Here is a 25292-nt window from a genome sequence, read left to right as displayed (position 1 = left end):
AGGCATTTCACCAGAAGCGCTCGGCCTCTGGCTGGGGAGGGCGATCGCTGCCGCCCCAGCGATCGGCTTCTGCCTTCGCCGCGTCCGCTGCCGCATCCGCACCGCGCAGCGCCACCTTCGCACCGGTCGGCCCCGGACCGATCGGATCGACGATGAGGACCGTCCCCGCGCCCGCTCCGTGCAGGGTGACCGTGCAATCGAGCACCCGCCCCAGCCAGCGGGAGATCTCGCCGTGATGCCCCTCTGCGCGCTGAAAGCGGATGCCGGTGTCGAGATCGACGAGGGCGAGCACGATCGGCTCTCCGGTCAGATCGTCGTGACGCTCGGTCACCTCGAGCCGATGCCCTTGCGGAATCGCGACCTGAGCAGCCAGCACGAGAGTTCTGTCCATGGCCTCAGCCTACGAAGGCGCGGGCCGAAGGGGAAGAAGTCATCGATGATATGCGTCGGTCGCGTCTACTCCCGCGGATTCTCCTCGTCGAGCGGCACCTCTTGGCGCTGCTCCACGACATCCGCCGGGTTCGCCTCGGACCCGCCGAAGTCCGGTGCTGCGACGGTGGCGCCTCGGGGTCGTTCGGCTCGTCGATTTCCGGGCGCTCCTGCTCCTGGAGATCGGCTGTCGGCTTCTGATCTTCGATGGGGTCGATTCCGTCAGGCATGAGATGCTCCCTCCTCGCGGTGGATGGCTCCAGCCTGCGGTCCGGCACCAGTGCCCGCAAGGGGGTTGACGCCTGCGGCATGGTCGGCGCGACCGAGCGGATGAAGCGTCACGAGGTCGCATCATCGGTGATCTCCTCGATCGGCTATGAATCGGAGACAGATTGACACCGCCACCGCCGGAACGGTTGCGGGGCGTATCTCACGCGTCGCGGGCTGTAAACCCCCTCCCGGCCCATGGCCGAACGCGGCTACCTTGCCTCGCATGTCACAGAGAGGCTTCTCCCCTGCAACCGCCATCGTCACCGCGTCCGACTCCGGGATCGGTGCCGCCACCGCCCTCGCACTCGCCGACGCCGGCATGGATGTCGGCGTCACATGGCATTCAGACCAGGAAGGCGCCGAACGCACAGCTGCTGCTGTGCGTGAACGCGGCCGCCGTGCCGTCGTCGCCAGGTTCGATGCGACAGCGATCGACGAAGTCGCCGAGGTCGTGGACCAGCTTGCCGACGAACTCGGCGGTCTCGACGTCTTCGTCAACAATGCCGGCGGCGGAACCGGAGGTCCGTTCCTGGAGGTGTCAGCCGATCAGTGGCGTGAGGTCATCGCGCTGAACCTCGACGGTGCGTTCGCCGGGCTCCAGGCGGCTGCGCGGCGGATGGTCACGGCAGGCACGGGTGGCCGGCTGATCGCGGTGACGAGTGTGCACGCGCATCAGCCACGAGTCGGCGCGGCAGCGTATGTGGCCGCGAAGCACGGCCTCGCCGGACTCATCGAGACCATGTCGCAGGAGCTCGGTCAGCATGGGATCACTGCGAACGCGGGCGCGCCCGGCGAGATCGCGACGCCGATCAATCACATGGAGTCGTCAGATGCCGATTCCACGCACCGCCCCGGCGTGCCGCTGGGCCGGCCCGGGAAACCAGAGGAGGTCGCCGCGGTGATCGCCTTCCTCGCCTCCCCCTCCGCCAGCTACGTCACCGGCGCGAGCTGGTCGGTCGACGGCGGGATGCTGCAGATGGGCCCGCAAGCCGGGTCGCATCTCACTGACGACGCGTGGCGCCGGGGCTGAATCGTCGGTACTGCCTCAGCCTGCGGCATCCACCGGGCGTGCCGCATCTGCTGGCACCCAGCGCAGCAGGTCGCCCGGTTGGCAGTCCAATGCTTCGCACAGCGCATCGAGCGTCGTGAAGCGAACAGCTTTCGCTCGACCGTTCTTGAGCACGGCAAGATTCGCCGGACTGATTCCGATCTGCTCAGCGAGGGCTCCGACCGCCAACTTCCGCTGTGCCAGAACGATGTCGATGTCGACGACGATCGGCATCAGACCACCTCATCGAGTTCGGATCGCAGCGCACGCGCCTCGGCGTCACGATCGATCGCCTGCACCAGAAGGCGCCTCATCACCACGACGAGCAGCGCCATCCCCATCAGCACGCACGACGCCCCGCAGATCAGGCCGACGATCCCCGGGGCGACACCACCGGGTGCGAGCAGGACGGCCAAGGCGAACGTGAGCGCAGCCGCGGCCGCGATGGAGCCGATGATCACATCCACGTAGCGGAACGCGCGCCGTGAGAATACGGCGTCCTTGCGAACGAGCGTCAGCAGACGCCAGACGCAGACCGCGAAGATCTGCATCGTGAGGACCCCGAGCCCGAGGATCACGACGAACGCGACGCGCCCGGTCATAGCCGCACCCTCGCTCTCCAGGTCCGCCCAGATCAGCGGCAGCACGACCGTCTGCACGACGAGCGAACCGATGAGCGAGATCGCGATGACGGCCCGCAGGATGTAGATCGTCAGATTCCCCATGGTGTTCTCCCCTTGTTCGAGACACCCATCCTATCGACTTTCGATAGATTTCGCACGATAATCGATCTATCGAGTCCTCAGTGATCGCCCCGCGGCAAGGGATCCGAACTCAGGCTGACCGGACGAAGATGCGTCCGCCGTCCACACGGACCTCCCACTGCGGCTGAGGCACGCTGGCTGGGCCACGCACGACCGATCCATCCTGGGTGCGGAACCGGCTGCCGTGCCATGGGCAGGTGACGCAGCCATCCTGGTCAAGGGTTCCCTCATCGAGCGGGCCACCCGCATGCGAGCACACGGCCGAGATCGCCCGCAGTTCTTCACCGCGCCGAGCGAGCAGAACGGGCACGCCGTCGGCCGTGACGCGCGCGAGCGCCCCTTCCGTAATGTCGGCATCGGCGGCGACATCCGTCCACGTTCGCGTCGGGTGCTGGAACGCGGTGCGGTTCACTCCGACACCGCGCACGAACGACAGGTGGCCACCGAGATACGCGGAGGCGAGTGTCGTGCTGAGCGCGAGGAGGCTGAGCACGACACCGACGCCGCGATGCCCGCGCCGTCGCGCGAACCAGGACGCCGCCTGCAGCCCGGTTCCCGCGGCGTTCGCGAGGCCGTGCACGAGACCGACGCGCTTGTTCCGTCCGACGGTGTCCGCCCAGTCGGACGCGCCCGACATCGCGGTCGGCACTGCCGAAAGGATGCCGAATCCGACGAGTCGGCGCGCCGCCTTGGCCCCTTCCTCCCCTGCGGTGAGATCCAGTACGGTCGCCGCACCCCAGGCGCCGATAGGCAGATCGGTCAGCACCGGGTGCAACTGATGCCCGAGCCACGAGCCGGACAACGCATTCTTGACGACTGTGGGTTTCGCGACCGCGCCGACCGCATCGCTGACCGTCGCCGCAACACGGTCGAGCCTCTTGTCCCCGCCGATCTTATGCATCAGCGCGTTGATCCCTGTTCTCTCCGACATCTCGATCACTCCTTCGCAGGTGGCGTCAAGATGCCCTTCTACCCCGCAGGTTCGACGACGTCAACCGGGTGGCGTCGGCCACTTCCGGATGCTCGGTGTACGGCGACACCCTCGGCGCAGGAGCCGAGCCAGGCGCCCGACGAGCACCTACACGCAGGTGAGAAGGCGGAGCGCAGCCTGCGAAGCACTGCCGGGGCGCGCGGTGTGCGTGAGGATTCGCTGCCCGTTTCCCTCGGGGAGGTGCAGCACCTCGTAGTCCAGTTCGATATCACCGACGGCCGGGTGCCGGAAGCGCTTGGTGCCGCTCGTGCACAACCGCACCGAGTGCCCTGCCCACAGAGATGCGAATTCCGGACTGTTCATGCTGAGCTGGCCGACGAGCTCGGCGAGGTACCGGTCGTCGGCGAACGTCGCCGCCGCGTACCGCATCGATGCGACGGCCACCTCGGCCTCCGTCTCCCAATCCGCATAGAGGTCACGGGTGTGCGGATCGCAGAACAGCATCCTGATGTGATTGGGCCGCTCAGCGGGCCGGGATGGCGCTGTCACATCGAGATGACCCGCCAACAGCAGATGGCCGGCGCGGTTCCAGGCGAGGATGTCGTTGAAGCGTCCGAGCAGCACAGCCGGCACATCACCCATCGCATGCAGGAGCTGTTCCGCACCCGGTTTCGCGATCTCCGGCGCGGAGGTCCGCGGCCGCTCGAGCGGGGTCGGATGCGCCAGCACGAACAGATGCGCCCGCTCATCGGCATCCAGCTGCAACGCGCGCGCAAGGGCCTCGATCACCGCGTCCGAGGCGTTCTGCGACTGCCCCTGCTCGAGCCGCGTGAGGTATGTCGCCGAGACTCCCGCCAGCTGCGCCAGCTCTTCGCGGCGCAGGCCCGGCACCCGGCGCCGACCATACGAGCGGACCCCGGCATCCTCGGGGGTCAGGCGGTCCCGGCGAGAGCGCAGGAACTCCCCCAGCTCGGTGACGGGCCGGTCAGCCTCCAGCGCTCGTTCGTCCATGCCCTCATTCTCTCGGGCTTTCCCTGCTGTTGCCTGCCCCTGCCAGTACTAGGCACCGGGAGGGCAGTCAATCCAGGGTTCTGGCTGGGCTCTGCGCAACGGCGGAGGCTGGATGCATGACCGACGCACTCTCGCTCACCCGACCTGCTCCCCCGAAGTCCCCCCGGCTCACCGTCGGTGATCGCCTCGCGGTCATGGTGCTGCTGACGGCGAACTTCACCCTCGCCGTCGACTTCTCCATCCTCAACGTCGCATTGCCGCACATCGGCCGTGAGCTCGGCTTCGCGACGTCTGCACTGCAGTGGATCGTGACGGCATTCGCGCTGTGCGCCGCCGGCTTCACGCTGTTCTTCGGCCGGGCCGCCGACCTGTTCGGGCGTCGGCGCCTGTTCCTGATCGGCATCGTCCTGCTCGGCGTCTCCTCGCTCGCCGGCGGAGTCGCCCAGGAGCCAGTGCTGCTGCTCTCCGCCCGCGTCGGTCAGGGCATCGCCACCGCGATGGTCACTCCGGCCGCATTGTCGCTGCTGACCACGATGTTCCCCGAAGGAGCAGCCCGCGCCCGCATTCTGGGGCTCAACGGCGCGCTCATGGCGGCCGGCTTCACGGCCGGAGCAGTGCTCGGCGGCATCCTGACCGGGACCGTCAGCTGGCGCTGGGCATTTCTCATCAACGTGGTCGTCGCGGTGATCGTCGTTGCCATCGCGCCATTCGTGCTCCGCGAGCCCGCGGCAGGACCCCGCCCGCGCCTCGACGTACCAGGTGCGATCACCGTCACCCTCGCCCTCATCGCCCTGGTGCTCGGCATCGACATGGCCGGTCATGCGGGTTGGGAGAGTCCTGCTGCGTGGGGCCCGATCGCGGCGGCCGTCGTGCTGTTCGCGGCGTTCCTGACCATCGAGTCCCGCGTCGCCGATCCCCTCGTCACTCCCGCTCTCCTCCGGCGCACCAACGTCGCGTGGGGCAACATCGCCGGACTGCTGGCCTTCGCGACCGAGACCTCTCTCGTCTTCCTTCTCACGCTCTACCTTCAGGAGACGCTGGGTTTCAGCGCTGTCGTCGCCGGTCTGATGCTTGCTGTGCTCGGGGTCGGTACGGTCATCGGCGGCGTCATCGCCCCGCAAGTCATCGGAAAGACCGGCGCCAAGGCTGCGATCGTCATCGGATTCGTCGTGCAGGCGGCTGCGACGCTGCCGCTGGCCTTCCTCTCCGAGGACCATGCCTGGGTGATCCCGCTCCTGATTGTCACCTTCATCGGGGGCGTGGCGAACCTCGTCGCGATCGTCGGCTACACCGTCATCGCCACATCGGAGATTCCGTCTGACCAGCAGGGACTCGCGACCGGACTCGTGACGATGAGCCAGCAGGTCGGGATCACGCTGGGCACTCCGGTCATGTCTGCGATCGCAACGAGTGTCGTCGCGTCTACTCTGCTTCCCGGCCTGCAGATGGCGATCGGAGTCAATGCCGGGATCGCGCTTGTCGCGGCACTGCTGGTTGCCGCATTCCTCCGGACGCCGCGACGATCTGTGGATGCGATCTAGCAGGGCCCGTTATCCGGTGATCCGGAATGCAGGCAACCCACGGCGCCGCACCAGCAACTCCGCGACGATGATGTTGGGCAGCCAGCACAGGAACGGCACCGTGACGTATGCGTTGTCGAAAGCCACGCCGAAGTCGATGTCATCTCCGAAGGAGAGCTGACCGGTGATGAACACACCCATCCAGAGCCGGAGTGTGACGGCGGCGAAAGTGAGAGCGAAGTTGCGGATCATCCAGGCCTGGTGACTGCGGACATCACCCGTGCGAATCGCCCGATAGGCGCGCCAGGCGGTGAACAGCCAGAGGACTGCCAGGGAACCGAACCCGAAGAAGCCGACCAACCCGGCCTGGTTGGTCGGCGAGAGGACGAGAGCCGCCGTGCCGCCCAGGGCGACCGAGACGAGGTAGATGCGTCCGATCATTCGGTGGGCGCGACGGAACCGGTTGCGAAAGCGTTGGGAGAACTGCAGCGGCCCGAGGGCCAAGGCGACGCCGCCGAGTCCGATGTGGAGATAGAACGCGGCCTGCAGCACCGGGGGCAGCGTGAGGTAGTGGGGGGCAAGGCCGACTCCGTCCTCCGCCTGCGACGTGAGATCTCCGCTCGCATACTGACTGACGAGGAAGGCAGCAACCGCGATCGACGCGAGGGCGACAAACGCCCAGCTGATCCGGCGTCTGGCGGCGCCGGGGGCAGACACGGGGCCTGGCTGCACGGCGGCATCCTGAGTCGTTTTCGTTGTCATGCCGCGAGTGTAAGGAGCGGCGTGGCGGTGCGGACACCCGGCTGGCCTTCGGCTTCGATCGGGTTATCCCCCTTCGCTTCGGGAGAAATCCCTAGGCGCGCGCTGCGTCCACGCTGTACGCAGCGAGGAACACGTCGAGGCCGCATCCGACCTGCGTGGCGACGTCGACGTCGGGCAGTGCCTCGTCGTCGCCGAGCAGCATCGCCCGGTTGATGGGCTCTCCCATGACCAGCCAGTTGAGCTGGGTGGCGGCGAGCACCGGCTCGGGCACCCGCAACGAGCCCGCGGCATCCAGGCGCACGAGGACCTCGGCGAGCGAGTCGATCGCGCGCTGCGGGCCGTGCAGATGCAGAGAGCGCGCGAGATCCGGAAACTGAGGCAGGAGCCCGATCACCAGGCGTCGCAGGGCGAGCAGCCCCGGTGTCAGCACGATGGAAAGCTGCTGCTCGAGGATAGGTGCGAGCACGGAACGGGCATCCACGCCGGGCGCCAAGAGCGGAGGTTCACCGAGCACACGCTCGCTCGCCGCGCGGGTCTGTGAGCCGACGAGCTCGAGAAACAGCCCCTCCTTGCCACCGAAGTGGCTGTAGAGCGTCTGCTTGGCGACGCCGGATGCCTGCGCGATCGAGTCCATCGTGACCGCGTCGTACCCGTTGGCGAGGAACTGCTCTTGCGCTGCGGCAAGCATGGATTCGCGCTTGCGCACCGAGCTCGGACGGAGTTCTGCCGCACCTCTTGACGACTTCATACCGATGAGTCTAGTTTAGAGAAATCAGACCGACAAGTCTTGAAAGTGGGAGAAAATAATGAACAGTAAGGCCCCTCTTGAGTTCGAAGCGGAACTCATCCATCCCGACGAAGCCGGATCGTGGACCGTGTTCGACGTGCCGGGTTCGATCGCGCATTTCGGTACGGGCAATCCCGTGCGCGTGACCGGACTCATCGATGACACTCCGGTGCAGATCACACTCATGCCGACCGGGCGCGGTCTCCATTTCGGACCGGTGAAGGCCGCGACGAGAAAGCTCCTCGGCAAGGCGGTCGGCGACCGCGTGCGCGTGCGGATCGAGGCCGTGGCATGAGCGCGATCACGACGTCACGTGGCGATCGCATCGTCTACGACGACCTCGGCGCTCCCGGCGCGGTCACGGCGGTCTTCATCGCGGGTGCCGGCCCCACTCGTGCTGAGGATCCCGTCACCCTCGCGACCGGAGAGGCATTCGCGGTGCGCGGCGGCCGGGCATTCATCCCCGATCGCATCGGACGGGGCGAATCGACGTCGGAGGGTCCGATCGACCTTCCGGCGCAGCTGGATGCGATCGGTGCGCTCGCCGCGGAAGCCGACGCCCCCGTCATTCTGATCGGCCACTCCTCCGGCTGCGCGATCGCGCTGCTCGCCGCCGCCCGCACGCCGAATCTCGCCGGACTAGTTCTTTGGGAGGCCCCGCTCGGCCTGTTCGAGGGCGGCGCAGCATCCTGGTGGACGAACGTCCGCCGTGCGATCGAGGCCGACGATCTCGAGGAGGCGGTCGCCCACTACATGGTCGGGATGCCGCCGGAGTGGCTCGAGGAACTCAAGAAGTCGCCCGCGTACCCGCAGGTCGTGCTCGGGTGGGTACCGGATGGCGAGGCGTTGATGGAGGTCGAGGAACGTGGCTATCGCGACGTGCTGTCCGCCGTCCGTGCCCCTCTGATCGCGATCGTCGGCACCGAGACCTTCCCCGGCATGATCGCGACCGCCGACGAACTCGCTGCCGCCGCTCCCGACGGCGTCTCTGAGCAGTTGGCCGGGGCCTGGCACTCGTGGGAGCCGGATGCGATGGCCGAGCGGCTGGCTCGTCTTGCAGGAGTCACGAAGTAGCGGGCGACCGCCCTTGAGCGGCTCAGCGGTCGATGGGCCCGTGGATCACGCCCCAGATTCTTCGCGCTTCGTCGATCATGGCGGGCACCTCAGAACCGGGTAACGCGTGCGCCGCCTCGACGCAGCGGTTGTCGCTGCAGGCGTGCTGCACCATTGGTCCGCCCTCGATCGGCAGCTTCAGATGCAGGCGGAACGTCTCCATCTCGTCCGTGATGTCTTCCGCGAGGACCACGGGAAGGGAGACACGACGACCGGTCGGCCTCAGCGCGACAGTCGCTTTCTCGCGCGCGACGGCATTGACCCACAGGCTGACGCCGACGAGGGCGACGAACGCGCACCCCAGAAGTGCCAGCGCGACCATCCACCATTCCGGCGCCAGGCGCAGGCTCAGTACTCCGCCGATGATGCCGAGGAGGGTGAGGGGCACGGCCGCGACGCGCATTCCCACCGCGGCACGATGACCGATCGGGTCGACCTGGGTCCATTCGGGACGTACGTCCTGCGCGTCTGGCATGGCAACACTCTAAAGCCCGACTCGGACGACGCCGCGAGGTCGCGGCGTCGTCATGGGAGCCGGAGTCGATGGCAGAGCGGCTCGCACGCCTTGCGAGACTGGCCGGGGTGCCGGGATAGCGGATGCAGACAGGACGTAGGCCCGGAATCTCAGCCGCGCACCACCGGCCTCCCCGCGACCCTGATACCGCCGGCGCGCTCGAGTTCATCGAAGCCCACGGCATCCGCCATCGTCACGGCACCGCGCAGTTGCAGCTCCACGATCCGCTCGGCGGCGATGGCCGCGAGTCGGCCGGTGGCACCGGATTGACGGTCCCCCGTGGCTGTGAGAGTTCTTGTCGACCCTCGCCGCACCGCGGTGACGCTCCAGGCCTCGCCGCCGAGATGCGGCGCATGGCGCAGCAGCGGTGCCAGCGCTGGAACCGCACCGACGAGACGCAGTGCTGCCGTCGCGAGCCGGCTGTCGAGGGCCAGCCAACTGCGGACCTCGATTCCGAGCGGGCGCCCGATGAGCAGATCGTCCGGGAAATCCGCCCGGAGGTGCGCTCGCGGCGTGCCGTCGAGAAGCGGGAAGCTCCGGTGCGAGCGCAGGTTCGCGATCGGATGCGCCTCGGGCGCTGCGTACACGTCGTCACCGGCAAGGCGCATGGTCCACTCCACGGCCGCGGGACCGTGGGCTTCGCCTGCGCCGAGCATGATCGCGACATCGATCTCGTCCCCGGGCTGCGGATCGAGGGATCGGACGAGGACGGTACTGAGCCCCGGCGCGATGCCTGCGCCCAGCAGGACCGCGCCCCCTTCCGGCACACCGGCGGCGAGCCGCTCGAGGTGCAGAGCAGTGGCCGAGACGTCCACGAGCGGCGTCGCGCCCACGGCCGCCTGCACGGCCGGGGATTCGAGGCCACTCGCGTCGAGGACCACATCGGCGCGAGCGGCCTCTCCTCTCAGCCGCGCAAGTCCTGCTGATGTCGACGCGTCGATCGCGACGCCGCCCTCCGGCGCACGCCGGCCGGCGCCGACGACCACATGCCCGTTTCGTCGCAGCGCGACCGATGCGGCGGAACCGACGGCTCCGCGAGCACCGAGGACGAGCGCCCTCATCTCCCCTGCTCCGAAGAGAGGGATGCCTGCATCGGGCGCACCGAGCATGCAGCGTCGACCACTTCGGCTGGGACGCCGCGCATGCGCTGCGTCGCCTTCGCCAGTGTCGGAACGGCCCAGAACACGGCGACGGGAACGACGACGGTGATGACGAGAGCCGTGCGAAGCGGATCGGGCCACCCCACGGTGACCGGCGCGGCGATCGCCGAGGCGAGGAGCACCAGCGGGAGGATCGCCGTCCAGGTGATCAGGGCTTGCAAGGGGCGAGGAAGGGGACGCACAAAAACTCCAAACGTTCGGTTGGAGTTCAACCATACGAACCATCGTCGTCAATTGCAACTAAACGGTTGGATTCGCTAGGCTGGATGCATGTCATGGGATACCGAGGCCACCCGCCGAAAGCTGCTGGAGGCCGCGACCCTGCAGTTCGCGTGCGTCGGCCTGGCCGGCGCACGCGTCGACGCGATCTCCCGTGAGGCCGCCGTCAACAAGGAACGCATCTACCAGTACTTCGGCGACAAGGCCGGGCTCTTCGCCGCCGTGCTGGCCACCGAGGTCGAGCACCTTCTCGAGGGCATCACCGTGACGGGAAGCGGCGCGGACGCGCTCGGCAATGTCGCCGGCGCCCTGTACGACAGCGCCGCCGCGCATCCGCAGCTCGCCCGCCTCCTGGCGTGGGAGAGCCTCGAGCTCGCCGAACCGGTTTCCGCCGAGCGCCGTGCTGCCGGCTGCGCCGCGATGGTCACCGCGCTCGCCGAAGCGCTTCCGCAGCAGGATCGCGCGCATGCCGCAGAACTGCTACTGAGCCTGATCTCGCTCGCTCTCGCCGATCGATGCCTGCCGCACGTCGCCGCACTCGTCGCTCCGGGCAGCACCGCGTCGTCGCGGCGCGCGGCGGTCGTCGCGCAGGCCAGGGCCTTGTCGGCGATCAGAGGCTGAGCCGCGCTACCGAGCGCCGACGGCCAGGCGCCCCACGATTCGAGCGGATGCCTCGCGGCCTTCCCTCGTCGGCGTGAGCGGGTAGACGTGCACTGCCCCCGAGCAGACGGTGAGGGTGAGAACAGCACCCTCGGTTGCCGCGCGGTCGCGCAGGAGCAAGACGTCGGGCAACAGGATGTCGCGAGTACCGATGTAGATCTCCACCGGCGCGAGTCCTGCGAGAGTTCCACTGAGCGGGCTCAGCTGCGGAATCCGCGGATCGGCACCCTCCGCCCAGGATCGGCCGCACTCCCGTACGCCAGGCACCGCGAGCCACGGGTCCGTGCGGGCGAGTCGCTCGATGTCCGGGTTCTGGAGCGCGAGGTCAAGCCAGGGCGACAGGAGCACCAGCCCCGCAGGTTGAGGAATTCCCGTGCCGAGGAGCGTCTGGGCGAAGCCCAACGCGAGCCCTCCTCCGGCGGAGTCGCCGGCGAAGTGAACGGCGGAGGGGAGAGTCGTCGACAGGATGTCACGGTAGACGTCGGCGAGCATCCGGTACGCGGCCGTGTAGCCGTGCTGCGGAGCGAGGCCGTACACGGGTACGACGACACGGACACCCTTCTCGGCGATCCGTCCGATCAGGTCCCAATGCTGCGGGGAGATCTCGTTGACGTACGCTCCGCCGTGCAGGTACATCACCGTGCTGCTGGGCTTCGAATGATGCGGTTCGACGCTCCAGCACCGGAACCCGTCATACTCCGTCGAGCTCATCGAGAGACGAGCACGGAGTTTCTCCGGCGGCTCTGACGCCACCTTCTCCCTCGCCAGCATCCTGCGCGCACCATCGACAGTGGCGAAATGTCTCTTGCTCCGTGCTCGCAAATACAGTCCCACGAGGCGCATCGACACGCTCACTCGCTCCTCCTCACAAAGAAACTTGCGCGATCAGAGCGCCGGGCGGTGCGTTCCAGTGTAGGTCCACGGAAGCAGGCTCTCCACGGCCTTTCCGATGCGGAACACCGTGGCGTCGTCATACGTGTGCCCGACGATCTGGACGCCGGTCGGCATCCCGTTCTCCGCGTGACCGCTGGGCACGGCCAGGACCGGGCATCGATTGCTGATGTTGAACGGGAGCGTGAGGGTGCCCTCGAGGCCGGAGACGATCCGGCCGTCGATGTCGATGCCGTTGACGAGCGTGTCGCCGGCCGGAAGTCCGACAGCCGCGGTGGTCGGGCAGAGCAGCGCGTCGTAGCCGCTCATCACACGCGCGAGCTCTCGCTGGACCGCATACTCAGCCTTCGCCGCATCGAACATCGCGGTGGAGGCACGGACCGCACGGGTCTGCTCCACGAAGTCGCGGGCGTAATCGCTCAGTTCCGAGACTCTGCCTCCCACGAGGCCCTGGACCATGGACCCCATCATGTGACCGAAATGCGGCATCGCGGCACCGATGATGAGTTCTCGAGTCCAGGCGAAATCGACCTCGACGATCTCTGCGCCGGCTTCGGCGAGCGCCGCCGCAACCCGACGCGTGTTCTCCCCGATCTCCTTCGCGACGCTGAATCCGCCGAGGTCGACGCTGAGGGCGATGCGAAGGCCCTCGACGCCCGGAAAACTGGCGGGAAGGGTGACCTTCGGGCGCAGAGCGACGTGGTCACGCGGATCCGGCCCGCTGATGATATTCGTGAAGAGCACGACGTCGTCGACAGTGCGCCCCATCGGCCCATCGCCTCGGTAGTAGTCGACACTCATCGGCCCGACTCCGGGAATACGACCGTACGGCGCCTTGTAGCCGACGTTCCCCGTGAACGCCGCAGGCCCACGGGTGGATCCACCGATGTCGGATGCTGTGGCAAGAGTCGTCATTCCGGCCGCGAGCGCCGCTCCGGATCCGCCGGATGAACCTCCGGGCGAGAACTCGGGGTTCCACGGGTTCCTGGTCACGCCCCACCGGTCCGAGTGCGTGAAGGCGGCGATGGAGAACTCGGGCGTGGCCGTTCTTGCATGGATGATCGCCCCGGCATCCAGGAGCCTGTCGATGATGGGCGCGTTCTCCGCCGCCGTGTAGCCGTCCCAGGCATTCGACCCCTCGACGACGTCCATGCCTGCGATCTGATGCTTCTCCTTGGCAGCGACGGTGACCCCTTCGAGTGCGCGAGCGGTCCCGTCGCGGTAACGACGCTCCGATTCCTCCGCCTGCGCACGCGCTGAGTCGGCCATGGTCTCGGTGAAGGCGTTCAGCGAACTGTCGACGCGCGCCGTCTGCGCGAGCTGCGCTTCGAGCACGTCGACGGGCGACAGATCGCCCGCACGATATCGCGCCATGCACTCGGTGGCGGAGAGGTAGGTGAGGTCGTTCATCGTCGTCAAGGTCCTTCTGTAGGGAGGGCGTGGTCTGTGCTCAGCCAGTGCAGGGCCGCCGCCGTCATGGATCGGATGCCGGCGGGAAGTGCCCACTCCAGGTCTGGCAGATACTCCGGCGAATGGTTCATGGGGATATGGGCAGGGAAACGTGCCTCGGTCATGAGGGTGACGAGGTCGTTCGAGCTGTACCTGCCGGGATCCGTTCCGCCCCAGTGCCAGAACACACTCGGACAGCCGAGGGCTTCGCCGAGGACGCCGAAGTCCTCGCTGCCGGTCATCGGCTGCGCGACGATGTGGGCATCGAGTCCGGCCTCTCCGATCGCGCCGAGAGTGCTCCGCGTGGCCTCGGGGTCGTTCACCAGCAGCGGCGCACCGCTGATCCGTTCGACGTCGGGTCGCTTCGTCATGCCCGCTGCGGCGGCCTCCGCGTCGACCACCCGGTGCAGAGAGGCGATGAGGCGCTGACGCGTCGACGCGTTGAAGCTGCGGAGGTTGACCGTGAGGACGGCCTCGTCCGGAATGGCGTTCTCGGCCTGCCCCGCGTGGACCGAGGATACGGTGAGGACCGCCGGCTCGTGCGCCCCGGTCTCCAGCGATATCACCGTCTGCAGTCGCATCACCGTGGCGGCCGTCGCGACGATCGGGTCCACCGTGGCTTCGGGCGTCGAGGCGTGTCCGCCCACGCCGTGGAAGCGGATGCGGAAGTTGTCCGAGGCGGCACCGTACGTGCCCGCGGCGGTCACGACGACCCCCGCCGGAATCGGCGACACATGCTGCCCCAGACAGACGGCGGGCATGCCGACGATATCGGAGAGCCCGTCGGCGATCATGGACAGCGCGCCCTCCCCCGTCTCCTCAGCCGGCTGGAAGACGATGGCGACGGTGCCCGCCCATTCCGCCGAGCGGGCCTGGAGAACGTCGACGGCGCCGATGAGCGCGGCCGCGTGCAGATCGTGGCCGCAGGCGTGCATGACGGGCACGGTCGCCCCAGTCCTGTCGACGGCGCTGGCTGTCGAGGCGTGCGGCACGCCTGTCAGCTCGCGGATCGGGAGACCGTCGATGTCGGCGCGCAGGAGCACGGTGGGGCCTTCGCCGTTCCTCAGCATCCCGACGACGCCGGTACCGCCGATGCCCTCCCTGACGTCGATCCGGCGCCGAGCCAGCTCCGCAGCCAGCCGCGCCGCGGTGCGGGATTCCTGACCGCTGAGCTCGGGGTGGCGGTGGAGGTCACGATAAAGGTCCGACACCGGATCCGACGGTCCCGACCGGAGCAGGCGGTCAGACGGCATCGGCCGTCGCCTTCCGGCGTCGGGCGAACGAGGCGAGGAACTCCTCCGGCCCCCGCGGCACCAGCAGTGCGGCGACGAGGCAGATCACGCAGCCGGCGATGAGGACGCCGAAGGCGGCCTCCCAGCTCACGTTCTCGACGACGACGCCCATGATCGTCGGAGTGAGGATGCCGGCGACCTGGCTCCCGGTGCTGATCGTCGCATATGCGGTCCCGACCACTCCGGTGGGCAGGCCACGCACGGGGCTCGAGAAGACGGGCATGTAACACATCCCGCTGAAGAACGACAGCAGCCCGATGAGCGTGATGAAGACCGGGACGGGCAGCTCCTGCGTCATCATCGCCAGGACGAGAATGCAGGCGAGCATGCCAGGGACGACGATCAGTCGATGCCGGCCGCCCAGCCGATCCACGAGACGACCTCCCAGGATCGAGGCGACGCCACCGGCGAGCACCGGGATTACGGCGGCCGCCGCGACCACGCCCAGGGGGATGCCGCGCGCCGAGACCAGGTAGCTCGGCACCCATGCGCTCATCCCCCATGCGACGACCCCGTAACCGAAGAACATCGCCACGTGCCCCCAGAGAGCCGCGGACCGGAAAAGATCCTTGGTGGCGATCGTCGACGCCGCTTCTTCCTCCACCGCGATTGCGGCGGCCGAGTCGGCGCGCACCTTGGGGAGGAAAACGCCGATCGCCACCGCGACGAGCACTCCGACGGCCCCGAGGACGAAGAAGGCTCCCTGCCAGCCGATGAAGCCGATGAGGGCCGCTCCGGCCACCGCCGCGACGATCGTGCCGACGGCGTTCGAGCTGTACATCCAGCCCGTGGCGGTCATGCGCTGTTCGGATGTCGTCCTCTCTGCGACGGCCTTCACCGACGCTGCAGGGTAGACGCCCTCGCCGATGCCGAAGAGGGCTCGCACCGCGAGCATCACGGCGAACGATCCGGCGGTACCGGTCGCGACGGTGAACACGGACCATGCGAGCACACCCGCGACGGCGGTGCGCTTCGCCCCCAGCCTGTCGACGAGCATGCCGCCGGGAATCTGGACGATCGCGTAGGTGACGAAGAATGCCGAGATGAGCATGCCCTGCTGAGTCGGACTGAGCGAGAGATCCTCGCCGATGTAGGGCAGCGCGAGCGTGATGAGCTGCCTGTCCGCGTAGCTCATCACCCAGCCGAGGAAGAAGAGGAGGACCGCGAGTTTCGCATCTCGGCTCAGCCGGGTTCGCGGCTTCTTCGTCTGCGCCTGGCTGAGCGCGGGGTGTGACGAGGTGTTGCTCATGGATGCTCCCTGTCGTCCTAAATCCGAAGAATTCCCAAATCGTATGCATGGGGTTGAACTTCGGTTCACTGAAGAGCACAACTGATCCGGATATGAGCTAGATTGCCACCTATGCTGCAGGAAACAGTCATCGATGAGGTCGACCGCCAGCTGGTGAACGCGCTGCAGATCTTCCCGCGGATCAGTTGGATGCAGCTGGGCAAGATCCTCGGCTATGACGCCACGACCCTCGCTCGGCGGTGGAGCAGATTGCGTGATGCCGGGCTGGCATGGACGGTCTGCTACCAGCAGCCCGAGCATCTGGCCGTCGACCTTCCGGCGATGGCGCTCATCGAAGTCGACGTCCGCGCCGGGCAGCGCGAACAGGTCGTCGCCGCCCTCACGCCGCTCGAGGAGATCATCGAGATCGATCGGACCTCGGGCGCCCGAGATCTGCTGCTCACCGTCGTGCACTCGAGCATCGCGACGGCCGATGCCTTCGTCGCAGCGAGCATCGCCGGTGTTCCCGGCATCCGCGCGACGCGCACCCGATTTGCCCGCACTCTCTATAAGGATGGAGCCCGCTCGCATCTCGACGTCCTTCCGCCGGAGATGCTGCACGCCCTTCGCCGTGCGGCCGAGGGGTTCGCCGGCGAGCCATCCGCCCCTACGCCACTGCTTGTGAGCGTCATGCGGTGCCTGCTCGCCGACGCACGCCGACCCGCGTCGGAGATCGCAGCCGAACTCGGACACTCCGTCACGAGCATCACCCGCGCAATCCACCGCCTGTTCGGATCTGCATGGTTCACAGCGAAGACCGACTTCGCGCACCACGCTCTCGGCTACACCACCGCAGCCTCGCTCTGGTACCGCGTACCGTCCTCCGAGCTCAACGCCGTCGGTGCCGGCGTGGCCGCGGCGCCAGGAGTGCGGATGTCCGCGGCGATCCTCGACAGGATGAATCTCGCGATCACCGTCTGGCTGCGCCACACCCAGGACCTGGAATCGTTGCTCATGCGCATCGAGCACGCCCACCCGCGAATCGAACTGTGCGAGACGTGGCTCATCCCGTCGGTCGCGAAACGTTCCGGAGCCGTCCTCACCGAGGACGGGCGGTTCTCGCACCAGATCTCGACCTCGCACGCTCTCGCTCCCGTCGGCGCGCAGACCCGTACTCGCTAGCGCTTCGGGTCGCCGAGGGCGATGCGTCGATCATCGACGACGCGCCCACACGCTCGACGAGGAGCATCCTCCCTCCGCTACGTGAGAGTCTCGCGCAGCACGTCCACGATGACGGTCGCTCGATCGTCGCCGGCCTCCATGAGATTCGTGAGGAACGCGAATCCGACCTTCGCCTCGGGGTCCGCGAACGCGACCTGGCCGCCGGCGCCGTCATGGCCGAAGCCCTGTGGCGTGAGGTATCGACGCGCGTCGGAGTCGAGTTGGAATCCCATCCCCCAGGCGGGCCACGGAGCAGGCGCCTCGAAGAACGGTTCTCCCGCGCTCTGGACCTGCGTGGCGGAATCGCGCACCGCGTCCCCGATCAGGCGATGGCCCGCAGTCTCGGTCACTGTCGCGGACCAGATCGCGGAGAGAGCGCGAGCGGTCGCGATGCCTCCGGCTCCTGGCACGATCGCACGGCGGATGGCGGGGTCGTTGAAGCCGGTGCCCGCGCCCACGAGCGCGGGAGGCAACGCCCCTCCCAACGTCATCGCCCGGGCGGGCCAGGGGTTCTCCTGATCGTCGACGATGCGCCGGGTCAGCTCCGCCAGCGTCTGCCCTACGGACATGTCCGCCACCCTGCCGGTCACCTCGTCCGGTATCCCGATCCAGGCGTCCACGCCCAGCGGCCCGGCGATCGCCTGCTGGAAGAGCTGGTCGATCGGGAGCCCGGTGGCGCGCCGGAGCACCTCGCCCACGAGCCATCCGTACGTGATCGGATGGTAGGAGTACGCCGTGCCCGGCCGCCAGAACGGCTCTTCGTCCTCGATGGCCGCGACGACGCGGTCGAAGTCGAGCAGATCCGTCGGCGCCAGCACGCCGCGGAGCGCCGGCAGCCCTCCGCGGTGGGCCAGGAGGTGCCGGACCCTGGCGCCCTCCTTGCCACGGCGCGCATACTCCGGCCAGTGGTCGGCCACGAGATCGTCGAAGTCGATTCTTCCCTGCTCGACGCACTGGGCGACGAGGATCGCCAGGAGCCCCTTCGTGCAGGAGAAGATCACCGATGCTGTGTTCTCCTCCCAGGGCGCGACCGGCGTCGCCTGCCCGCCCCAGAGGTCGACGACGTTCCGCCCGTTCACATGGATCGAAAGCGCGGCGCCCATGCCGTCGCGCCCGTCGAATGCTCGAGTGAAGGCATCGACCACCGCACCGTACCCGGTGTCCGCGACTCCGCTGATCCGCATACTCACGTCTCCATGCTCCGCACCGAAGGCCACCCTTCATCGTCGATTGTCAACGGGATCGGATCCGAGATCCGGCCGCCGAATGATCCGTCCGCTCCGGTGTTCACGAAGCCGATGAGCGCCTGCCGTCCGTCACGCTCGCGCACGACGCGCGCCGCGTACAGCGACTCGTCGTGGATCTGGCGCGCTTCCTCGATGTCGCACCACCCCGTCGCCGGATCGCGCGGAGCCACCCAGACACCGCCCTGTTGGAGTTCCCGCCGAGCACCCGCGAGGTGTGCGCGGTCGCAGGAGAAGAGGACGAAATGCCGGCCGTCGAACTCGACGGCCTGCAGGACCTCCAGATGAGCGAACCCTGCACCGGGCGCGCTGAGCGGATCATTAATGGTCCAGGAGACGAGATCGTCCGATGTGGCGTGCCCGACGACGCCGAGGTCCCGATCGTCCGGGGTGCCGGCGACGCGCCGCGCCCGCGCGGTGATGAGCATGTGCCAGACGCCGCCCTCGAAGAAGACCCACGGGTCTCGCCATGCCTCTTCGGGCCACGTCCGGTCGGGCAGCGTCTCGTACCAGCGCGGGTCCGCCCGCAACGGCGGGCGCTCCGTCTTGGACCAGCTCTGCAGATCCCGCGAGTCGGCGGTGCCGATGCTCTCGATGTTGGTGTGCTCACTCGGATCGAGGAAGAGCGAGCCGGTATAGAACATCCGCCACCCGGTGACAGTGCGCACGACGCACCCCGTCCAGGTCGCCGTCCCGTCGAACTCTCCGGCGGTTCCGGGCTCCAGCACGACCCCTTGGTCCTCCCAGTCGCGCAGATCCTGCGAGATCGCGTGGCCGACGACGGCGTTCCGATGACGCAGATACGGGTCACCGAGCGCGCGGGGCGCGTTCAGGTAGAAGAGGTGGAACCGATCGCCGTCATCGGCGATCCAGCAGTCCCAGACCCATCGGTCAGGTAGTTCGAACGGCATCGCTGCCCTTTCATCTCATGGTCTGTCGTGGTCGGCACCTCGGCGCCGGTGGCGCTCGGCGCGTCAGGTGCCCTTCAGCACGTCGCCCAGTGCACGCACGATCGAATCTCCGCGGTCGTCGGAATGGAGCTCGATGAGGTTTGTCACGTAGGCGAATCCGACGCCGTGCCTCTGATCGGCGAACGTCACCTGCCCGCCGGCGCCGTCGTGCCCGAACGAACTCGCGCTCAGGAACGGCCGCCGCTCGGACGGGATCATGAACCCCGCACCCCATCGGGGGTAGGGGCCGGGCAGCCACCACACCGGCTCACCCTCACTCTGCACCCGCACCATGTCGGTCACGATCTCGTCGCCGAGGAGTCGTACGCCGTCGGTCGGACGAACCGTCGACGACCAGATGGTCGCCAGGGCCCTGGCTGTCCCGATGCCGCCGGCGCCCGGCACTTCGGCCATATGGACGCGGGGGTCATCGAAGCCGGCCCCCGGAACCACGAGGTCCGCCGGGAAGGCGGCGCCGAGGGTCATCGTGCGCCCCATCCACCGCGCCTCCTCCTCATCGAGAGCGGGCATGCCTCCCGGCGGGGGCACCTCCATGCTGCGGCCGCGCACGAGACGGGCGACCTGAGGCTGCCGGGCTGCGGGGATGCCGATCCAGGCATCCGCCGCGAGCGGCGTCGCGACCTCCTCCTGGAAGAACTGCCCGACGCCGACGCCCGTGACACGACGGACGAGCTCGCCGACGAGCCAGCCGTAGGTGAGGGCGTGATATCCGTACGCGCTGCCCGGTTCCCACAGCGGCTCCTCGGCGGCGAGTCGCTCGACCATCGAGGACCAGTCCAGGGCGGTGTCGAGGTCGACGTCCTCACGCAGTGCCGCAAGCCCCGCGCGATGCGACATGAGCTCGCGCACCGTGATCCTGCCCTTGCCCGCTGCTGCGAACTCGGGCCAGTACCGCATCACGGGCGCATCGAGTTCCAGCGCTCCGGCCTCCACGAGGCGGGCGACGAGGACGGCGACCAGGCCCTTGGTCCCGCTGAAGATCACGGCGGGGGTCGCCTCGGTCCAGGCCAGAGCCGGATCTTCTGCGGCGTTGCCGTGCCAGACGTCGACGACGGTCCGTCCGTCGACGCGGATGCTCAATGCGGCTCCGCCCCTCTCGTTCGCGGTCGCGGCGAACGCTCTCACGACCGGCTCGAACTCTGGCTCGGCAATGCCTTCGATGTTGTTCATGAGACCCTTCAACCCTTGATTGCAGAACTGGCGATGCTGGCGACGAACCAGCGCTGGAAGATCAGGAAGACGACCACCACCGGGGTGATGAAGATCACTCCGAACGCGAGAACGCTCCCCCATTCGGGAGGTTGAGCGGCCTGGAAGACGCTGAGTTCGAGGGGTAGCGGGCGAACCGAGGTGTCGGTGACCATCAGCACGGGCCAGAGGTAGGAGCCCCACTGCGCCAGGAAGGTGAGGATGGCGACGGTTGCGAACGCCGGCCTGCTCATCGGAACCACGATGCTGAAGAACGTGCGGAAAGGACCGGCGCCGTCGAGTCGAGCGGCTTCTTCGATCTCGTTCGGAATCCCGAGGAAGAACGTGTAGAAGAGGAAGATCGAGAACGCGCTTGCGATGAACGGCAGAGCCTGGACGAAAACCGTGTTCCGGCTTCCGTTGAGCATGAAATAGAGAGGCAGGGCGACGGCCTCGAACGGGATGATCGTCAGGACGGTGACGGCGACCAGCACGAAGGAGCGTCCCCGCCATCGCATGCGCGCCAGCGCGTAGCCCGCGAGCGAGTTGACCAGGAGCCCGCCGATGACGACGATCGCGGTGACCACGACGGACACCATGATGAACTGCCACAGGTACCCCGTCGTCGAGTTCGAGAACCGGCGGATGACGTCGAGATAGTTGTCCCAGGTGAGCTCGCTCGGGAAGAAGCCCTGGATCCCGGAGAGAACCTGATCTCCGGGGCGGAAGCTGCCGACCACGAGATAGTAGATCGGCGCGAAGAAGATCACGGCGAACAGGACGAGCAGCGCGTACTCGACCACACGGGTCGCGATACCTCCCGATCGGCTGCGGACGATGCTCATTCGACCCCTCCTTCCTGGCGGATCAGCCGCCGCTGGATCAGCGCGATGAGCGCGACGATGACCAGGAAGACCACGGCCATGGCCGATCCCTGACCGATGTTGTTCTGGTCGTAGCCGGTGGTGATCACCTGGAACATCACTGTCTGGGTCGCCTCGATGTTGATGGACGCGCTCTTGTCGAGCAGGTAGACCTGATCGAACAACCGGAACGCGAAGATGGTTGTGAGCAGCGTGACGAAGATCAAGGTGTTCCTCACCCCGGGCACCGTGACGTGGATGAACTGGCTCCATCGACCTGCGCGATCGATGGATGCCGCCTCGTAGAGCTCGGGAGGCACGCTCTGCAGCGCGCCGAGCAGGATGATCATCTGGAAGCTCACGCTCTGCCAGATGGACATGACGATGATCGCGCCGAGAGCCGTCGCCGGATCACCCAGCCAGTCGTGCGGGCCGATGGCGCCGCCGCTGATCGCATCCAGGAAGCCGTTGAGGAGACCGTTCTCGTCGCGGGCGAAGATGAGCCTCCAGATCACCGCCACCAGCGCGAGAGGAAAGACGAGGGGCATGAAGAACAGCGTGCGGAATACCGTCATTCCGCGCAGCTTCCGGTTGATGAGGATCGCGAGTCCGAGAGCCAACGCGGTCTGCAGCGGAACGACGACGACGGCGAAGGCGAAGTTGTTCGCAAGCGATCGGAGGAAGGTCGAGCTGATATCCGGATCGAAGAGGAGCCGCGCATACTGCTCCAGCCCGACGAACCGAGGTGGACGGGGGTTGCCGAGCTGGATCCGGAAGAACGACATCACGACGGCGCCGATGAAGGGGATCGCGAGGAAGGCGGTGAGAAGGATCATGCCCGGTGCGGCCATCAGCGGACCAGCTCCGCTGCCCGGCGGCCGGTTGCGGCGCTTCGCCCGGCTCTGCCGGGAGCTGCCTGTGCGTATCGAGGAAAGGGTCATGTCACGTCCTTGGGAGGGATTGCGCGCCGGGCTCGGATCGAGGCCGGCGCGCAATCCGAGCGGCCTACTTGTAGTCGTCGTTGTCTTCGAAGTCGCGATCGATCGCGCGGGCCGCCGCAGCCAGGGCCTCGGAAGCATCCGCGCCGCCCCAGATGGCTGCAAGGGCCTTGCCGAACTCGGCCGTGACGACGGGGTAGCCCGCGGTGATGGGCCGCGAGACCGCGACGCAGTCAGCGGCGAGGACGTCTTCCGTCGGGCACGCGGACTCCAGCTGCGCGGAGAGGTATGCCAGGGGCTTGCCTTCTCCGTACAGTTCGGACCCGCTCAGTGCCGAGTGCGTCGCCGGCGGCGCACCGTTCGCCGCGGTGTACTCCTGCACAACCTCGTCGCTCATCAGGTAGTCGAGTAGCGCTCCGGCTGCGGCCGCGTTCTTGGTGGCGCCGCCCATGCCCCAGGCGATGGTCCCGGATCCCGTTTTGGCACCTTCGCCGAAATCGGGAAGCGGGCCCACCACCAAGTCGTCTCCCAGCGCTTCCTTGTAGGCCGGGTACAGCCAGTTGCCCATCCAGTTCAGCGCCACCCGCCCCGACTGGAATGCCGCGCCGTCGGTGTCGGGATCCGTGTAGTCCCGCCAGGAGGTGAAGGTCTCGACCGCTTCGATCGCCGTCTCGGAGTCGAGAGCCCCGGCTGCCCTGCCGTCCTTGATGAGCGGAGTCCCCGCCGACCAGAGCACTGGAGCGAATGCGTAGATCCCGTACTCCGTCGAGAACCCGTTGTTCTCGGCGAGCCCGAACGGCTTGCCGTCCGGGTCCAGTGCCGCGAGCTTGTCGAGAACCTCGCTGAACTCATCGGCGGTCCATGCCTCGGCCGCACTCGACGGCATCTCGACTCCGGCAGCGTCGAGGAGCTTCTTGTTGCCCCACATCGCCAGACCCGAGTTCATCATGCCGACGGCATACAGGTCGCCGTCGACGGTGTTCTGCCCCTTGATCGCCTCGGTCTGGTTCGCGACGGTCTCCTTCGAGACCCAGTCATCCAGGGGCGCGATCCGTCCGAGGTATGCGAAGTTCGCGATCAGCGGGCCGTCGACCTCCACGACGTCCGGGAGCTCTTCGTCGGTCGCGGTCTGCAGGGCGGTCGTGAACTGATCGGCAGGAATGAACTGCATATCGACCTCGATGTCGCCGTTCGATTTCTCGAACCCGTCGATGATCTTCTGTATCGCCTCGTTCTCCGCCGACTGCCCGTCGAGCGCCCACACCGTGATCGTGCCGGTGCCGGAACCCTGTTCGACTCGCGCGGACGGATCGGCGGCACCGGCGCAGCCGGCAAGCAGAAGCGTGGTCGCGAGACCGAGTGCAGAAGCACTCAGCCATCGGCTCGGAACACCGGCGATAGCGTGCTGTGATGGCATGCGAAATGACTCCCTCGTCTTGTTGTGTGCATGGAACGGATGCCCGAAACGGCTTTCTCGCAGTCCCGTCGGGCTCGAAGCAGAACCCGCGTGTTTTCAGGTGCTACAACCATTTAGCATCTTGCACGATCCGGCGATCGGCGTCAAGCGCGCGCCTCTCAGATGTCAGCGGGTCGCGCCTGCGCTGGGGCGATGACCGCCCTCTCAGCGCGACGCGGGCATCAGCCCGAAGGACCGGCGATCAGAGAGGGACTGGCGGGTACGGGCGCTCAGCGCGGCACCCGCCGGTACGGGAGCTCAGCGCGGCACCCGCCGGTACGGGAGCTCAGCGCGGCAGGGGCGCGACAGAGGCGCGGGTGATCACCGGCATGGGCACGAGCGTGTCGACAGCGTCCGAATGGTTCAGCAGGATGTCGACCGCCTTCGCGCCCATCGTCTCGTGCGGCAGGCCGATGGTCGTCAGCCCGGGGCGGAGATACGATGCGAGTTCGTCGTTGTCGAACGAGATCACGGAGATGTCATCCGGAACCGACAGCCCCGCGTCCGCGAGAGCCTGGTAGGCGCCGAATGCGATCCGGTCGTTCAGGCAGAGCAGCGCCGTCACCGGTCGCCCTCGTTCGAGTACCGCTTGCGTCGCGGCATAACCGCGATCCGGGACCCACATCGAGATCGGCTCCTCGTCGATGAATTCGAGACCGTGCTCGTGCATCGCCTGGATGATCCCCGCCATCCTTCGCGACACGGCGATGGATCGCAGCAGCTCGGAGCCGGCTTCGTCCCGCTGTCCGATGAGCGCGATGCCCTCGCGATGCCCCGCCTTGACCAGCACCTCCACTGCCGCCCGACCGCCTGCCTCCTCGTCGGGCAGGACGGAACGACGGTGCTCCGAGCTGATCGCGTTCAGCATCACGACCTCGGTGCCGTCAGGAACAGGGGGAAGGGTCACTTCCCGGGCTCGCATCGATGCGAAGAGGATGCCGTCCGCCTGCCGGTCGAGCACCGCCTCGACGGCGACGGACTGACGTCGGGGGTCGCCGTTCGTCTCCATCACCAGCACCACATGGCCTGCTTCCTCCGCGGCGGTGATCGCACCCTCGATGAGCCCTGACGCGAATCGCGTCGTCGTCACCATGTCGGAGATGAACCCGATGGTGTGCGTCTTGTCGCCACGAAGCGCGCGAGCGGACAGGTTCGGTCGGTAACCCAGCGCTTGAGCGGCGCTGAAGGCTCGATCCCGTGCATCCTGCGAAAGCCGGGTGTTCGGCCTCCCGTTGAGGATCAACGAAACGGCGGTCTGCGAGAGTCCCGCAAGCTGCGCGACATCGGCAAGAGTCGGCCGTTTCTCCCCCACGCTGTTCCTTCCTTGTCGCCGGGCGAATGCGCCCAAGGCAAGAATATGGGT

27 protein-coding genes are annotated in these 25292 nt (G+C 67.6%); 6 read left to right on the top strand and 21 right to left on the bottom strand.

Annotated features, from left to right (window positions below; translation table 11 throughout):
- Nucleotides 1-7: 7 nt before the first annotated feature.
- Nucleotides 8-391, bottom strand: coding sequence for a hypothetical protein (locus tag LTA6_RS13835; RefSeq protein ID WP_407358105.1), 384 nt, complete (start codon nucleotides 389-391; stop codon nucleotides 8-10).
- Nucleotides 392-922: 531 nt separating this feature from the next.
- On the opposite strand from LTA6_RS13835, the gene LTA6_RS13830 reads away from it, so the two are divergent.
- Nucleotides 923-1729, top strand: a complete 807-nt coding sequence (locus LTA6_RS13830; protein ID WP_407358104.1) for an SDR family oxidoreductase — start codon at nucleotides 923-925, stop codon at nucleotides 1727-1729.
- Between the two features lie 15 nt (nucleotides 1730-1744).
- Here LTA6_RS13830 and LTA6_RS13825 read toward each other — a convergent pair whose 3' ends face one another.
- The 4 genes from LTA6_RS13825 to LTA6_RS13810 all read right to left on the bottom strand — a co-directional run bounded on the left by LTA6_RS13825 (nucleotide 1745) and on the right by LTA6_RS13810 (nucleotide 4453).
- On the bottom strand, nucleotides 1745-1981 hold the full coding sequence (locus tag LTA6_RS13825; protein WP_341974321.1) for a helix-turn-helix transcriptional regulator: 237 nt from the start codon (nucleotides 1979-1981) through the stop codon (nucleotides 1745-1747).
- Complete coding sequence (locus LTA6_RS13820; RefSeq protein WP_363547538.1) at nucleotides 1981-2472, bottom strand: DUF2975 domain-containing protein; 492 nt, start codon at nucleotides 2470-2472, stop codon at nucleotides 1981-1983. Before LTA6_RS13820 ends, LTA6_RS13825 begins: the two co-directional genes overlap by 1 nt.
- Nucleotides 2473-2581: 109 nt before the next feature.
- Nucleotides 2582-3442, bottom strand: a complete 861-nt coding sequence (locus LTA6_RS13815) for a Rieske 2Fe-2S domain-containing protein (protein WP_407358103.1) — start codon at nucleotides 3440-3442, stop codon at nucleotides 2582-2584.
- Between the two features lie 147 nt (nucleotides 3443-3589).
- Entirely contained in the window at nucleotides 3590-4453 is an 864-nt protein-coding gene (locus tag LTA6_RS13810; RefSeq protein ID WP_407358102.1) for a helix-turn-helix transcriptional regulator, read from the bottom strand.
- 116 nt (nucleotides 4454-4569) lie between these two features.
- Here LTA6_RS13810 and LTA6_RS13805 point away from each other — a divergent pair, with 116 nt between their 5' ends.
- The gene (locus LTA6_RS13805; protein ID WP_407358101.1) at nucleotides 4570-5994 is read left to right on the top strand and encodes an MFS transporter; all 1425 of its coding nucleotides are present in this window, start codon (nucleotides 4570-4572) and stop codon (nucleotides 5992-5994) included.
- A 9-nt stretch (nucleotides 5995-6003) separates the two neighbouring features.
- Here LTA6_RS13805 and LTA6_RS13800 read toward each other — a convergent pair whose 3' ends face one another.
- Nucleotides 6004-6735, bottom strand: coding sequence for a DUF2306 domain-containing protein (locus tag LTA6_RS13800; RefSeq protein WP_407358100.1), 732 nt, complete (start codon nucleotides 6733-6735; stop codon nucleotides 6004-6006).
- A 91-nt stretch (nucleotides 6736-6826) separates the two neighbouring features.
- Nucleotides 6827-7483 (bottom strand): TetR/AcrR family transcriptional regulator, encoded by a 657-nt coding sequence (locus LTA6_RS13795; RefSeq protein ID WP_341974315.1) that lies wholly within the window; start codon nucleotides 7481-7483, stop codon nucleotides 6827-6829.
- A 58-nt stretch (nucleotides 7484-7541) separates the two neighbouring features.
- On the opposite strand from LTA6_RS13795, the gene LTA6_RS13790 reads away from it, so the two are divergent.
- Together LTA6_RS13790 and LTA6_RS13785 are read left to right on the top strand one after the other, a co-directional pair.
- On the top strand, nucleotides 7542-7817 hold the full coding sequence (locus tag LTA6_RS13790; protein ID WP_341974314.1) for a DUF1905 domain-containing protein: 276 nt from the start codon (nucleotides 7542-7544) through the stop codon (nucleotides 7815-7817).
- Nucleotides 7814-8596, top strand: coding sequence for an alpha/beta fold hydrolase (locus tag LTA6_RS13785; RefSeq protein WP_407358099.1), 783 nt, complete (start codon nucleotides 7814-7816; stop codon nucleotides 8594-8596). Before LTA6_RS13790 ends, LTA6_RS13785 begins: the two co-directional genes overlap by 4 nt.
- 22 nt (nucleotides 8597-8618) lie before the next feature.
- Here LTA6_RS13785 and LTA6_RS13780 read toward each other — a convergent pair whose 3' ends face one another.
- From LTA6_RS13780 to LTA6_RS13770, 3 genes are all read right to left on the bottom strand, one after another.
- Nucleotides 8619-9110, bottom strand: coding sequence for a hypothetical protein (locus tag LTA6_RS13780; protein WP_407358098.1), 492 nt, complete (start codon nucleotides 9108-9110; stop codon nucleotides 8619-8621).
- 149 nt (nucleotides 9111-9259) lie between these two features.
- On the bottom strand, nucleotides 9260-10210 hold the full coding sequence (locus tag LTA6_RS13775; RefSeq protein WP_407358097.1) for a hypothetical protein: 951 nt from the start codon (nucleotides 10208-10210) through the stop codon (nucleotides 9260-9262).
- Nucleotides 10207-10491 carry a hypothetical protein gene (locus LTA6_RS13770; protein WP_407358096.1) on the bottom strand — a complete coding sequence of 95 codons (285 nt, stop codon included), beginning with the start codon at nucleotides 10489-10491 and terminating at the stop codon, nucleotides 10207-10209. The genes LTA6_RS13775 and LTA6_RS13770 overlap by 4 nt, the downstream gene beginning before the upstream one ends.
- An 88-nt stretch (nucleotides 10492-10579) precedes the next feature.
- Here LTA6_RS13770 and LTA6_RS13765 point away from each other — a divergent pair, with 88 nt between their 5' ends.
- A complete protein-coding gene (locus LTA6_RS13765) occupies nucleotides 10580-11149 on the top strand; it encodes a TetR/AcrR family transcriptional regulator (RefSeq protein ID WP_407358095.1) in 570 nt (189 codons plus the stop codon).
- Between the two features lie 6 nt (nucleotides 11150-11155).
- Here LTA6_RS13765 and LTA6_RS13760 read toward each other — a convergent pair whose 3' ends face one another.
- From LTA6_RS13760 to LTA6_RS13745, 4 genes are all read right to left on the bottom strand, one after another.
- Entirely contained in the window at nucleotides 11156-11899 is a 744-nt protein-coding gene (locus tag LTA6_RS13760) for an alpha/beta hydrolase fold domain-containing protein (protein WP_407358094.1), read from the bottom strand.
- Between the two features lie 174 nt (nucleotides 11900-12073).
- Nucleotides 12074-13489, bottom strand: a complete 1416-nt coding sequence (locus LTA6_RS13755; RefSeq protein WP_407358093.1) for an amidase — start codon at nucleotides 13487-13489, stop codon at nucleotides 12074-12076.
- Between the two features lie 5 nt (nucleotides 13490-13494).
- Entirely contained in the window at nucleotides 13495-14781 is a 1287-nt protein-coding gene (locus LTA6_RS13750) for an amidohydrolase (protein ID WP_407358092.1), read from the bottom strand.
- Entirely contained in the window at nucleotides 14771-16069 is a 1299-nt protein-coding gene (locus LTA6_RS13745; protein WP_407358091.1) for an MFS transporter, read from the bottom strand. The genes LTA6_RS13750 and LTA6_RS13745 overlap by 11 nt, the downstream gene beginning before the upstream one ends.
- A 111-nt stretch (nucleotides 16070-16180) precedes the next feature.
- On the opposite strand from LTA6_RS13745, the gene LTA6_RS13740 reads away from it, so the two are divergent.
- Nucleotides 16181-17230: an AsnC family transcriptional regulator gene (locus tag LTA6_RS13740; RefSeq protein ID WP_407358090.1), complete on the top strand. Its 1050-nt coding sequence runs from the start codon at nucleotides 16181-16183 to the stop codon at nucleotides 17228-17230.
- Nucleotides 17231-17307: 77 nt separating this feature from the next.
- Here LTA6_RS13740 and LTA6_RS13735 read toward each other — a convergent pair whose 3' ends face one another.
- The 7 genes from LTA6_RS13735 to LTA6_RS13705 form a co-directional block, all read right to left on the bottom strand.
- Nucleotides 17308-18453: a serine hydrolase domain-containing protein gene (locus LTA6_RS13735; protein WP_407359285.1), complete on the bottom strand. Its 1146-nt coding sequence runs from the start codon at nucleotides 18451-18453 to the stop codon at nucleotides 17308-17310.
- Nucleotides 18454-18455: 2 nt separating this feature from the next.
- Nucleotides 18456-19424 (bottom strand): glycosyl hydrolase family 32, encoded by a 969-nt coding sequence (locus LTA6_RS13730; protein WP_407358089.1) that lies wholly within the window; start codon nucleotides 19422-19424, stop codon nucleotides 18456-18458.
- Between the two features lie 63 nt (nucleotides 19425-19487).
- Nucleotides 19488-20654, bottom strand: coding sequence for a serine hydrolase domain-containing protein (locus tag LTA6_RS13725; RefSeq protein ID WP_407358088.1), 1167 nt, complete (start codon nucleotides 20652-20654; stop codon nucleotides 19488-19490).
- 8 nt (nucleotides 20655-20662) lie between these two features.
- A complete protein-coding gene (locus LTA6_RS13720; RefSeq protein WP_341974301.1) occupies nucleotides 20663-21517 on the bottom strand; it encodes a carbohydrate ABC transporter permease in 855 nt (284 codons plus the stop codon).
- A complete protein-coding gene (locus LTA6_RS13715; RefSeq protein ID WP_407358087.1) occupies nucleotides 21514-22476 on the bottom strand; it encodes a carbohydrate ABC transporter permease in 963 nt (320 codons plus the stop codon). The genes LTA6_RS13720 and LTA6_RS13715 overlap by 4 nt, the downstream gene beginning before the upstream one ends.
- Before the next feature lie 64 nt (nucleotides 22477-22540).
- Nucleotides 22541-23890 carry an ABC transporter substrate-binding protein gene (locus tag LTA6_RS13710; protein WP_407358086.1) on the bottom strand — a complete coding sequence of 450 codons (1350 nt, stop codon included), beginning with the start codon at nucleotides 23888-23890 and terminating at the stop codon, nucleotides 22541-22543.
- Nucleotides 23891-24215: 325 nt separating this feature from the next.
- Nucleotides 24216-25241 (bottom strand): LacI family DNA-binding transcriptional regulator, encoded by a 1026-nt coding sequence (locus tag LTA6_RS13705; protein WP_407358085.1) that lies wholly within the window; start codon nucleotides 25239-25241, stop codon nucleotides 24216-24218.
- Nucleotides 25242-25292 lie beyond the last annotated feature (51 nt).

It is taken from the genome of Microbacterium sp. LTA6 (genome assembly GCF_045690355.1).
In the GTDB taxonomy this organism is placed as follows: domain Bacteria; phylum Actinomycetota; class Actinomycetes; order Actinomycetales; family Microbacteriaceae; genus Microbacterium.
The sequence above is the reverse complement of the archived record's forward strand: the minus strand, read 5'-3'. Positions and strand labels throughout refer to the sequence as shown.

Excerpts from the sequence above, each read along its gene's own strand:
- LTA6_RS13755 (WP_407358093.1), bottom strand. The coding sequence starts at position 13,489 with ATGAACGACCTCACCTACCTCTCCGCCACCGAGTGCATGGCGCGATAT.
- LTA6_RS13805 (WP_407358101.1), top strand. The coding sequence starts at position 4,570 with ATGACCGACGCACTCTCGCTCACCCGACCTGCTCCCCCGAAGTCCCCC.
- LTA6_RS13775 (WP_407358097.1), bottom strand. The coding sequence starts at position 10,210 with ATGAGGGCGCTCGTCCTCGGTGCTCGCGGAGCCGTCGGTTCCGCCGCA.
- LTA6_RS13830 (WP_407358104.1), top strand. The coding sequence starts at position 923 with ATGTCACAGAGAGGCTTCTCCCCTGCAACCGCCATCGTCACCGCGTCC.
- LTA6_RS13745 (WP_407358091.1), bottom strand. The coding sequence starts at position 16,069 with ATGAGCAACACCTCGTCACACCCCGCGCTCAGCCAGGCGCAGACGAAG.
- LTA6_RS13795 (WP_341974315.1), bottom strand. The coding sequence starts at position 7,483 with ATGAAGTCGTCAAGAGGTGCGGCAGAACTCCGTCCGAGCTCGGTGCGC.
- LTA6_RS13720 (WP_341974301.1), bottom strand. The coding sequence starts at position 21,517 with ATGAGCATCGTCCGCAGCCGATCGGGAGGTATCGCGACCCGTGTGGTC.
- LTA6_RS13710 (WP_407358086.1), bottom strand. The coding sequence starts at position 23,890 with ATGCCATCACAGCACGCTATCGCCGGTGTTCCGAGCCGATGGCTGAGT.
- LTA6_RS13790 (WP_341974314.1), top strand. The coding sequence starts at position 7,542 with ATGAACAGTAAGGCCCCTCTTGAGTTCGAAGCGGAACTCATCCATCCC.
- LTA6_RS13735 (WP_407359285.1), bottom strand. The coding sequence starts at position 18,453 with ATGCGGATCAGCGGAGTCGCGGACACCGGGTACGGTGCGGTGGTCGAT.
- LTA6_RS13725 (WP_407358088.1), bottom strand. The coding sequence starts at position 20,654 with ATGAACAACATCGAAGGCATTGCCGAGCCAGAGTTCGAGCCGGTCGTG.
- LTA6_RS13785 (WP_407358099.1), top strand. The coding sequence starts at position 7,814 with ATGAGCGCGATCACGACGTCACGTGGCGATCGCATCGTCTACGACGAC.
- LTA6_RS13810 (WP_407358102.1), bottom strand. The coding sequence starts at position 4,453 with ATGGACGAACGAGCGCTGGAGGCTGACCGGCCCGTCACCGAGCTGGGG.
- LTA6_RS13765 (WP_407358095.1), top strand. The coding sequence starts at position 10,580 with ATGTCATGGGATACCGAGGCCACCCGCCGAAAGCTGCTGGAGGCCGCG.
- LTA6_RS13835 (WP_407358105.1), bottom strand. The coding sequence starts at position 391 with ATGGACAGAACTCTCGTGCTGGCTGCTCAGGTCGCGATTCCGCAAGGG.
- LTA6_RS13825 (WP_341974321.1), bottom strand. The coding sequence starts at position 1,981 with ATGCCGATCGTCGTCGACATCGACATCGTTCTGGCACAGCGGAAGTTG.
- LTA6_RS13730 (WP_407358089.1), bottom strand. The coding sequence starts at position 19,424 with ATGCCGTTCGAACTACCTGACCGATGGGTCTGGGACTGCTGGATCGCC.
- LTA6_RS13800 (WP_407358100.1), bottom strand. The coding sequence starts at position 6,735 with ATGACAACGAAAACGACTCAGGATGCCGCCGTGCAGCCAGGCCCCGTG.
- LTA6_RS13820 (WP_363547538.1), bottom strand. The coding sequence starts at position 2,472 with ATGGGGAATCTGACGATCTACATCCTGCGGGCCGTCATCGCGATCTCG.
- LTA6_RS13740 (WP_407358090.1), top strand. The coding sequence starts at position 16,181 with ATGCTGCAGGAAACAGTCATCGATGAGGTCGACCGCCAGCTGGTGAAC.
- LTA6_RS13760 (WP_407358094.1), bottom strand. The coding sequence starts at position 11,899 with ATGAGCTCGACGGAGTATGACGGGTTCCGGTGCTGGAGCGTCGAACCG.
- LTA6_RS13780 (WP_407358098.1), bottom strand. The coding sequence starts at position 9,110 with ATGCCAGACGCGCAGGACGTACGTCCCGAATGGACCCAGGTCGACCCG.
- LTA6_RS13815 (WP_407358103.1), bottom strand. The coding sequence starts at position 3,442 with ATGTCGGAGAGAACAGGGATCAACGCGCTGATGCATAAGATCGGCGGG.
- LTA6_RS13715 (WP_407358087.1), bottom strand. The coding sequence starts at position 22,476 with ATGACCCTTTCCTCGATACGCACAGGCAGCTCCCGGCAGAGCCGGGCG.
- LTA6_RS13750 (WP_407358092.1), bottom strand. The coding sequence starts at position 14,781 with ATGCCGTCTGACCGCCTGCTCCGGTCGGGACCGTCGGATCCGGTGTCG.